The organism is Streptomyces sp. NPDC054840 (assembly GCF_053611065.1).
The window spans coordinates 1-7,692 of record NZ_JBSGZP010000347.1 but is presented as its reverse complement, the minus strand read 5'-3'; the positions used below and the strand labels follow the sequence as shown (position 1 = coordinate 7,692).

5 protein-coding genes are annotated in these 7,692 nt (G+C 71.1%); 1 reads left to right on the top strand and 4 read right to left on the bottom strand.

All coding sequences use genetic code 11. The features are described from left to right. The 3 genes from ACWGIU_RS23080 to ACWGIU_RS23070 form a co-directional block, all read right to left on the bottom strand. Nucleotides 1-1,025 (bottom strand): quaternary amine ABC transporter ATP-binding protein (locus ACWGIU_RS23080; RefSeq protein ID WP_453708623.1); only part of this gene is annotated, 1,025 nt, incomplete at its 3' end. A 53-nt stretch (nt 1,026-1,078) separates the two neighbouring features. Further along, a complete protein-coding gene (locus ACWGIU_RS23075; RefSeq protein ID WP_453708619.1) occupies nt 1,079-2,635 on the bottom strand; it encodes a GMC family oxidoreductase in 1,557 nt (518 codons plus the stop codon). A gap of 2 nt (nt 2,636-2,637) precedes the next feature. Next, nucleotides 2,638-4,143 carry an aldehyde dehydrogenase family protein gene (locus ACWGIU_RS23070; protein WP_453708617.1) on the bottom strand — a complete coding sequence of 502 codons (1,506 nt, stop codon included), beginning with the start codon at nt 4,141-4,143 and terminating at the stop codon, nt 2,638-2,640. A 485-nt stretch (nt 4,144-4,628) separates the two neighbouring features. Between ACWGIU_RS23070 and ACWGIU_RS23065 the strand changes: the two genes are divergently transcribed. Then, nucleotides 4,629-6,701 carry a HelD family protein gene (locus ACWGIU_RS23065; RefSeq protein WP_453708621.1) on the top strand — a complete coding sequence of 691 codons (2,073 nt, stop codon included), beginning with the start codon at nt 4,629-4,631 and terminating at the stop codon, nt 6,699-6,701. A 24-nt stretch (nt 6,702-6,725) separates the two neighbouring features. On the opposite strand, the gene ACWGIU_RS23060 is transcribed toward ACWGIU_RS23065, so the two are convergent. Then, on the bottom strand, nt 6,726-7,692 hold a 967-nt coding region (locus ACWGIU_RS23060), incomplete at its 5' end, for a DUF6745 domain-containing protein (RefSeq protein WP_453708615.1).

Below are 7,692 nucleotides of genomic sequence, written 5' to 3'. Positions count from 1 at the left end.
CCGAGGAGTCCCGCGTGGTCGACCACGCCGAGGCACCTGCCGTCCTCGACGACCCGCGCGTTCTCGCCGGTACGGGCGACGGCCTCGATGGCCTCGTGGACGGTGGCACTCGGGGCGAGCGCGGGACCTGCGGCCTGCGACTCGTCCCCGAGCGCGGGGCGCATCGCCGAGCGCACGGTCAGCACCTGTTCGCGCGGCACGTCCCGGACGAAGTCCCTGACGTAGTCATCGGCGGGGGCGCCGACGATCTCCTCCGGCGTGCCGAGCTGCACGATCCGGCCGTCGCGCATCAGCGCGATGCGGTCGCCCAGCTTCAGGGCCTCGTTCAGGTCGTGCGTGATGAAGACCATCGTGCGTCCCTCCTCCCGGTGCAGGCGTACGACCTCCTCCTGCATGTCCCGGCGGATGAGCGGGTCCAGTGCGCTGAACGGCTCGTCGAACAGCAGGACTTCGGGGTCCACGGCGAGGGCGCGGGCCAGTCCCACGCGTTGTTGCTGGCCGCCTGACAACTGGCTCGGCCTACGGTGCTCCATGCCGTCCAGGCCGACCTTGGTCACGAACTCGGCCGCGCGTTCGCGCCGTTCACCGCGTCCCACGCCCTGGATCTCCAGCCCGTAGGCGATGTTGTCGAGCACCGTCCGGTGCGGGAGCAGTCCGAAGTGCTGGAAGACCATGGCCGCCCGGTGCCGGCGCAGCTCGCGGAGCCGGCCGGTGTCCATGGACAGCACGTCCTCCCCGTCGATGGAGATCGTGCCCGAGGTCGGTTCGATGAGCCGGGTGAGGCAGCGGACGAGCGTCGACTTGCCGGAGCCCGACAGGCCCATGACGACGAAGACCTCGCCCTTGCGGACGTCGAAGGAGACATCGCGGACGGCGGCTGTGCAGCCGGTACGTTCGCGCAGCTCGGCGGCGTCGAGGGCCCCGAGCTCCTGGTCGGCGGGCACGCGGTCCGCCTTCGGGCCGAAGACCTTCCACAGGTCGCGTACGGAGAAGACGGCCTCCGCCGCTGTGTGCGGCGCTTGCATCGAATGGTTCGTCGCGTTCGTCGAGTGGTTCATCGGGGGGGTCGTCGGGTGGTTCATCGGGTGGTTCCTCCCAGCAGGTCGGCGCATTTCTCGCCGACCATGAGCACGCCGATCATGGGGTTCACGGCGGTCATGGTGGGGAATACGGACGCGTCGGCTATCCGGATGCCGTCGAGGCCTCGGATCTTCAGGTCGGGCGCGACGACGGCGAGTTCGTCGGTGGCGGCGCCCATGCGGCAGGTGCCCGCCGGGTGGTAGACGGTGTGTGCGACCTGACGGGCGTACGCGCTGAGTTCCTCGTCGGAGGTCACCTCGGGGCCCGGACACACCTCGCGCTTGAGCCAGCCGGCCAGCGGTTCGCTCGCCGCGATCCGCCGGGCGATGCGGATCCCGTCGACGAGGGTTCGGCCGTCGTAGTCGTCCTCGTCGGTGAAGTACCGGAAGTCCAGCGCGGGCTTGACCTCGGGATCGGCGCTGGTCAGGTAGAGCCGGCCGCGGCTGCGCGGCTTGGGGATGTTCGGGGTCATCGAGACGCCGTGCGCGGGCCGTTCGTAGCCCAGGCGCTCCGGATTGTCGGTGAAGGGGATCTGGTAGAAGTGGAACATCAGGTCCGGGCCCTCGGCCTCCGGGTCCCGGCGGACGAACAGCCCGGCGTCGGAGTCCATCGCGGAGTTCTCCGGGATCGGTCCGTGGGTCTCCCACACGATGACCGACTCGGGGTGGTCGAGCAGGTTCTCCCCGACACCCGGCAGGTCGTGCACGACGGGGATGCCGAGTTTCTCCAGGTCGGCGCGCGGCCCGATGCCGGAGTGCAGCAGCAGGCGGGGGGTGTCCACGGCCCCGGCGCACACCAGGACCTCGCGCCGGGCGCGTACGACGTGCGCCGCGCCGTCCTTGGTACGGATGTGCACGCCGGTAGCGCGGGCGCCCTCCAGCTCCAGCCGGAACGCCCAGGTCTCCAGGGCGATGTGCAGGTTCGGCCGGTCCAGGAACGGGTGCAGATAGGCGACGGAGGCGGACGAACGCTTGTTGTTCTCCGGGTGGTAGGCGAGGTCGAAGAAGCCGACGCCTTCGTCGAAGGGGCGTTTGTTGAAGCCCTCGACCAGCGGCACGCCGAGCGCGGTCTGCGCCGCGTCGACGAAGTCCCGGGCGATCGCGTTCCGGTCCGCCTCGCCGACAGGGACGATGTGGTTGCGCAGCCGGGCGAAGTACGGATCCATGGCCGCCGCGCCCCACCCGTCGGCACCGGCCTCGGCCCACTCGTCCCAGTCGGAGGGAAGGGGCTTGAACGCGATGAGGGTGTTGTGCGAGGAACAGCCGCCCAGCACCCGCGCGCGGCTGTGGCGGATGTGCGAGTTGCCGCGGGGCTGCTCGGTGGTGGGGTAGTCGTAGTCGAGCTCACCGCCGAGCAGGCCCATCCAGCGGCGCAGGGTGAGGACGTCGTCGCGGCCGACGTCGCTGGGACCGCCCTCGATGACGGCGACGCTGATGTCCGGGTCCTCGGTCAGGCGGGAGGCGATGACGGACCCGGCGGTGCCGCCGCCGACGACGACGTAGTCGTACACGTGGTCGTCGGACACGTGGTGGTCGTTCACGTGGTGGTCGTTCATGCTCAGCCCTTCGCCGTCGTGCCCGCGAACCAGCGCACGGGGCGCGGGGCGAGGTTCTGGTAGATGTGCTTGGCCTCGCGGTATTCGGCGAGGCCGCCGGGGCCCAGTTCGCGGCCGATGCCGGACTTCCCGAAGCCGCCCCATTCCGCCTGCGGGAGGTAGGGGTGGAAGTCGTTGATCCAGACGGTGCCGTGCCGCAGCAGGCCGGCGACCCGCCGGGCCCGGTGCTCGTCGGAGGTCCAGACCGCTCCGGCGAGGCCGTACTCGGTGTCGTTGGCGAGGGCGACCGCCTCTTCCTCGGTGCGGAAGGTCTCGACGGTGAGAACGGGGCCGAAGACCTCTTCGCGGACGACGCGCATGCCGCGGTGGCACCGGTCGAGGACCGTGGGCCGGAAGAAGTAGCCGGGACCGGCCGGCCTCCCGCCGCCCGCCCGCAGGACCGCGCCCTCGGCGAGGGCGGAGGCCACGTACGCCTCGGTGCGTGCCAACTGGGCCGCGGAGACCAGGGGACCGCACTCGACGCCCTGGTCGGTTCCGCGTCCCAGCCGGATCAGATCGGCCCGGCGGGCCAGCTCGGCGACGAACCGGTCGCGCAGCGGCTCCTCGACGATGAGGCGGGAGCCGGCGGAGCAGACCTGGCCGCTGTGGATGAAGGCGGCGTTGAGGGCCTGGTCGACGGCGGTGTCGAAGTCCTCGGGCGTCGCACAGGCGTCGGCGAAGACGACGTTGGGGTTCTTGCCGCCCAGTTCGAGAGCGACCTTCTTCACGCTGTCCGCAGCGGACCGGGCGACCTTGGTGCCGCTGAGGAGACCACCCGTGAACGAGACGAGGTCGACATCGGGGTGCTCGGCGAGCCGCGCGCCGACCGTGTCGCCGGGACCGGTGACGACGTTGGCCGCACCGAGCGGGAGTCCGGCCTCCAGAAGCAGCTCGATCAGTACGACGGTGGTCAGCGGGGTGATCTCGCTGGGCTTGATCACGAAGGTGTTGCCGGCGGCGAGCGCGGGCGCGATCTTCCAGCTGGCCTGGAGCAGCGGGTAGTTCCACGGCGTGATCAGGGCGCAAACCCCGACCGGCTCGTGCACGACGACACTGCGGATCTCGTCGGAGCCGGCGTCGACGATCCGTCCGCCGTCGTTCTCGTTCTCCACGAGGTCGGCGAAGTAGCGGAAGGCGTCGCGGACGCAGTCGACGTCGACGCGGCCCTCCTCCAGCGTCTTGCCCGCGTCCCGGCTCTCCAGGGCGCCGATCCGCTCCCGGTCACGCTCCAGCAGCGCGGCGACCCGACGCAGCAGGGCGGCCCGCTCGGCGACGGGCGTGCGCGGCCAGGCACCGGCGTCGAAGGCGGCCCGCGCCGCCGCCACCGCGTCGTCGGTGTCCAGGACACCGCCCTCCGCCACGACCTCGAAGGGCGTCGCGTCGACGGGGTCGATGATCTCGCGCGTGGCCCCGGAAAGGGCTGCGCGCCACTCTCCGCCCACGTGGATGGTTTGCTGTGCTGCCGTCACGGTACGTATTGCCTTTCGTTCCTTTGAGTCCCCCTGTCGGTCAGACCGACGTGATCCGGCCGCCTGCCCCGACTTCCGGAACCCATGCGCAATGCATTGCGGAGAGTGGTCTGATTCACTTTCGGAAGCGGGCAAAACAGGGACATGTGACGCAAATCGCCAGGCGTGGGGTCGGCGCAGCGTGAAAGCCGGGGCCGAGCGACGTTTCGAGCTCACCCGTGCGGCGTACGTCACCCCAGGGGGCGCCCCCTTATCCCGAGCGCGGCAAGACATCGCCGGTATTCAAGGACGGCCGGCCATAAGGCAGGCGGGCATCGGAAGCTCAATGAGCGATATGCGAAACGGCGTAATGCAGGTCATGCATAGGGTCAGCCGTCACGAATGCAGTCCCAGGGCCATGGGCTACCAAGTAAGTCAAGACTTACCTTCAGGGATATTCGACCGTACGGTGGGGCTCGAATCGAAGGAGCCCCCTGTTGTCGAATATGAATGACTCCGCCGTGCGTGCGCTTGCATCGGAGCGGGACTATGTGTCCTCCTTATACGAGTTGCTCACCGACCGGCTTTCCGAGGCCCGAGCGGACCGAGCGAGTGTGCTGAAGGCCCCGGCGGAAAGCGCCGGTGAGGCATACGAGAGAGAAATCGCCGCCGAGCGTCTGGCCAAGGAAATCGGCCGGCTGGAAGGCGCCGGAAAAGGGCTGGTCTTCGGTCGCATCGACCGGAGGGATGGCACGGCCCTGCGCATCGGGCGGATCGGACTCCATACGGAGGAGGACGACCTGCCTCTGCTCGTGGACTGGCGCGCGAACGCGGCGCGGCCCTTCTACGAGGCGACACCGGTCCACCCGATGGACCTGCGGCGGCGTCGGCACCTGCGCCTCGAAGAACGCACGGTCGTCTCGGTGAGCGACGAGCTGCTGGACGGGACCGCCCCGACCGATGAGGACGTCCTGGGGGACGGCCCCTTGACCGAGGCTCTGTCGGCACGGCGTACGGGCAGGATGCACGCGGCCGTCGCCACACTGCAGGCCGAGCAGGACGAGATCGTCCGCTCCGCCCACCGCGGGGTGACGGTGGTGCAGGGCGGGCCCGGCACCGGCAAGACGGTGGTCGCCCTGCACCGGGCGGCCTACGTCCTGTACGCGTTCCCGCGCGCCGCGGAGGAGGGTGTCCTGGTGGTGGGCCCGAACGCCCGGTTCCTCGACTACATCTCCCAGGTCCTTCCCTCGCTCGGAGAGAACGACGTCGCGCTGGCGACCTGCCAGGAACTGGCCGGAGTGTCCACGGACACGGTGGACCCGTTCGATACGGCCCGCCTCAAGGGCAGCTCCGACCTCGCCGACGCCTTGGCCGGCTTGCTGCGCGGCCACCAAGCCCCCGCGGGCGGCTTCACGGTGCGGGTCGCGCAGGAACTGGTTCACCTGTCCGGCGAGGAAGTCGCCACGGCGCGCGAGGCCGCCGTGGCCGCCGCACCGGGGCACAACCCCGCGCGCCAGGTGTTCAAGGACCTCCTGGTCGATGCCGTCACCGACGCGATGCAACGCGACATGGGCGATCTCCTGGAGCAGATCGACGCCGATGCCGCCAGCATGACGGGCCTGGACCTCGACCGGTTCACGGGAGCCGACCAGCGCCGTGCCGAAGGTGCGGCCGACCCGGGTCCGGTCCACGAACTGGACCTGGACGCGATCCGAGCCGATCTGCTCGACGACGCCGGTGTCGACCGAGCGGTCGAGGTGCTGTGGCCCCGGCTGGTACCCGGTGACCTCGTGAAGGCGCTCCTGACGAACGCCGGCGCTCTCGCCGAGCGCCTGCCCCGCCTGACCGCTCAGGAGCGGTCCCTTCTGCTGCGCGGTCCGGACGACCCGTGGACCGATGCGGACGTGCCGTTGCTGGACGAGGCGGCGACCCTGGTCGACGGCCCCCCTCAGCGGACGTACGGGCACGTCGTCGTCGACGAGGCGCAGGAACTGACCGGCATGCAGTGGCGGATGATCGTCCGCCGCTGTCCGGCGAGGGCGATGACGCTGGTGGGTGACTTCGCCCAGGCAGGCCCGGTCGCGACAGCACGCGGCTGGGAGGAAGCGCTGAGCCCCCACGTCGGACCCCGGTTCCGACTGCACCACCTGACCGTCAGCTACCGCACCACGCAGGAGATCCTGGAGAGCGTCCGGGACCTGCTCACGCGGATCGCTCCGGACCAGAAGCCCACACGGGCACTGCGAAGCGGTGAGAGCCCTCGCACCGTGACCACGCCTCCGGACGGGCTGGTCACCGCCGTCGTTCAGGAACTCCGCGCCCAGAGCGCCGCGCACCCGGGCGAGCTTCTGGGAGTGATCTGCGCGGACACCAGGGTGAGCGAGCTGACGGCCCAGGGCATCGCCCACCACGCACGCATCGTGCCGGCGTCCGAAACACGCGGCCTGGAATTCGACGGGGTCGTCGTCATGGACCCCGAGGAAATCATCACGGCCCGCCCCGGTGGGGAAAGGGACTTGTACGTAGCCCTGACCCGGGCCACCAAACGCCTTTGCACCATCGCCGTCCAGCCCGCCTGAGGATGCGGCGCCCGCGCTGTCGGCTCACGTCTGCCGAAGCGGTGCGTACGCCTCGGCTTCGAGGCCGAACGTCCAGGCCACTCCCTGGCGGGCCGTCCGGGTCGTCGGCGGCACCCGCAGCCAGTAGGTGCGGCTGGTGCCGTCCGGCTCCGGTGTCGAGTTGACGACCTCCACCATCACGACGGCCTCGTCGGCCGGCATGGGTATGCGCCACAGGACACCCGTCTCGTCCCGGTGCACGGGGGTGGCCCCCGACTCCCGCAGATAGCGGTCGTAGCCGTAGAACTCCAGCATCACGCGGCGCAGTTCGGCATTCTCCTCCTCCCGGATCCGCTCCGGCGTCAGCGTGCCCAGTCCCGCCAGGAACTCGGCCGGAACGGGCATGCCCCGCCACGCGTACAGCGCGAACCCGTCGGGAAACGCCAGCGCCGGGCCGTCCCCGCGGTCCAGCCTGCCCGCCTCGTCGCGGTGCAGCTCCACCGGGCGCTCGCACAGCACGACCAGCCGCTCGTAGGGCCACCACCAGCCGGCCGAGCGGGCCACGACGCCGAGTCCGTGCAGGGGCGTGCCCTGCTGTGTGTCGAAGGCGCACAGCCAGGCCGCGTCGTGCTGCCCGAGCACCGCGTCCAGGAGCAGCAGGCGCAGCGACCGCTCCGCTGCCGCGGGGGCGGCGGACCCGGCCGTCAACTCCTCGACGAGACCGCTGCGGACCCGTTCCGCCAGGCGTTCCGTGTGCTCCCACAGACGGCCGCCCGTCGCGCTCCAGTGCCGGCCCCAGCCCTGCGGGCCGAGCCGCCGCTGCGCCCGGTCCCGCTCGGCCGCCCACGGCGCGCTGCGCACCGCCTCCCGTACGCCGCGGCCGCGCGCGGCCGGCCCGCACGGCCCGTCGTCCGCGCCGAGCAGGCCTACCGCCGCCCGGGGCGAGTCCGCCCAGACGATCCGCTCCGGCTCCGCCAGACCCGCCGCCCGGGACGCGCGGCGCACCCCGGCC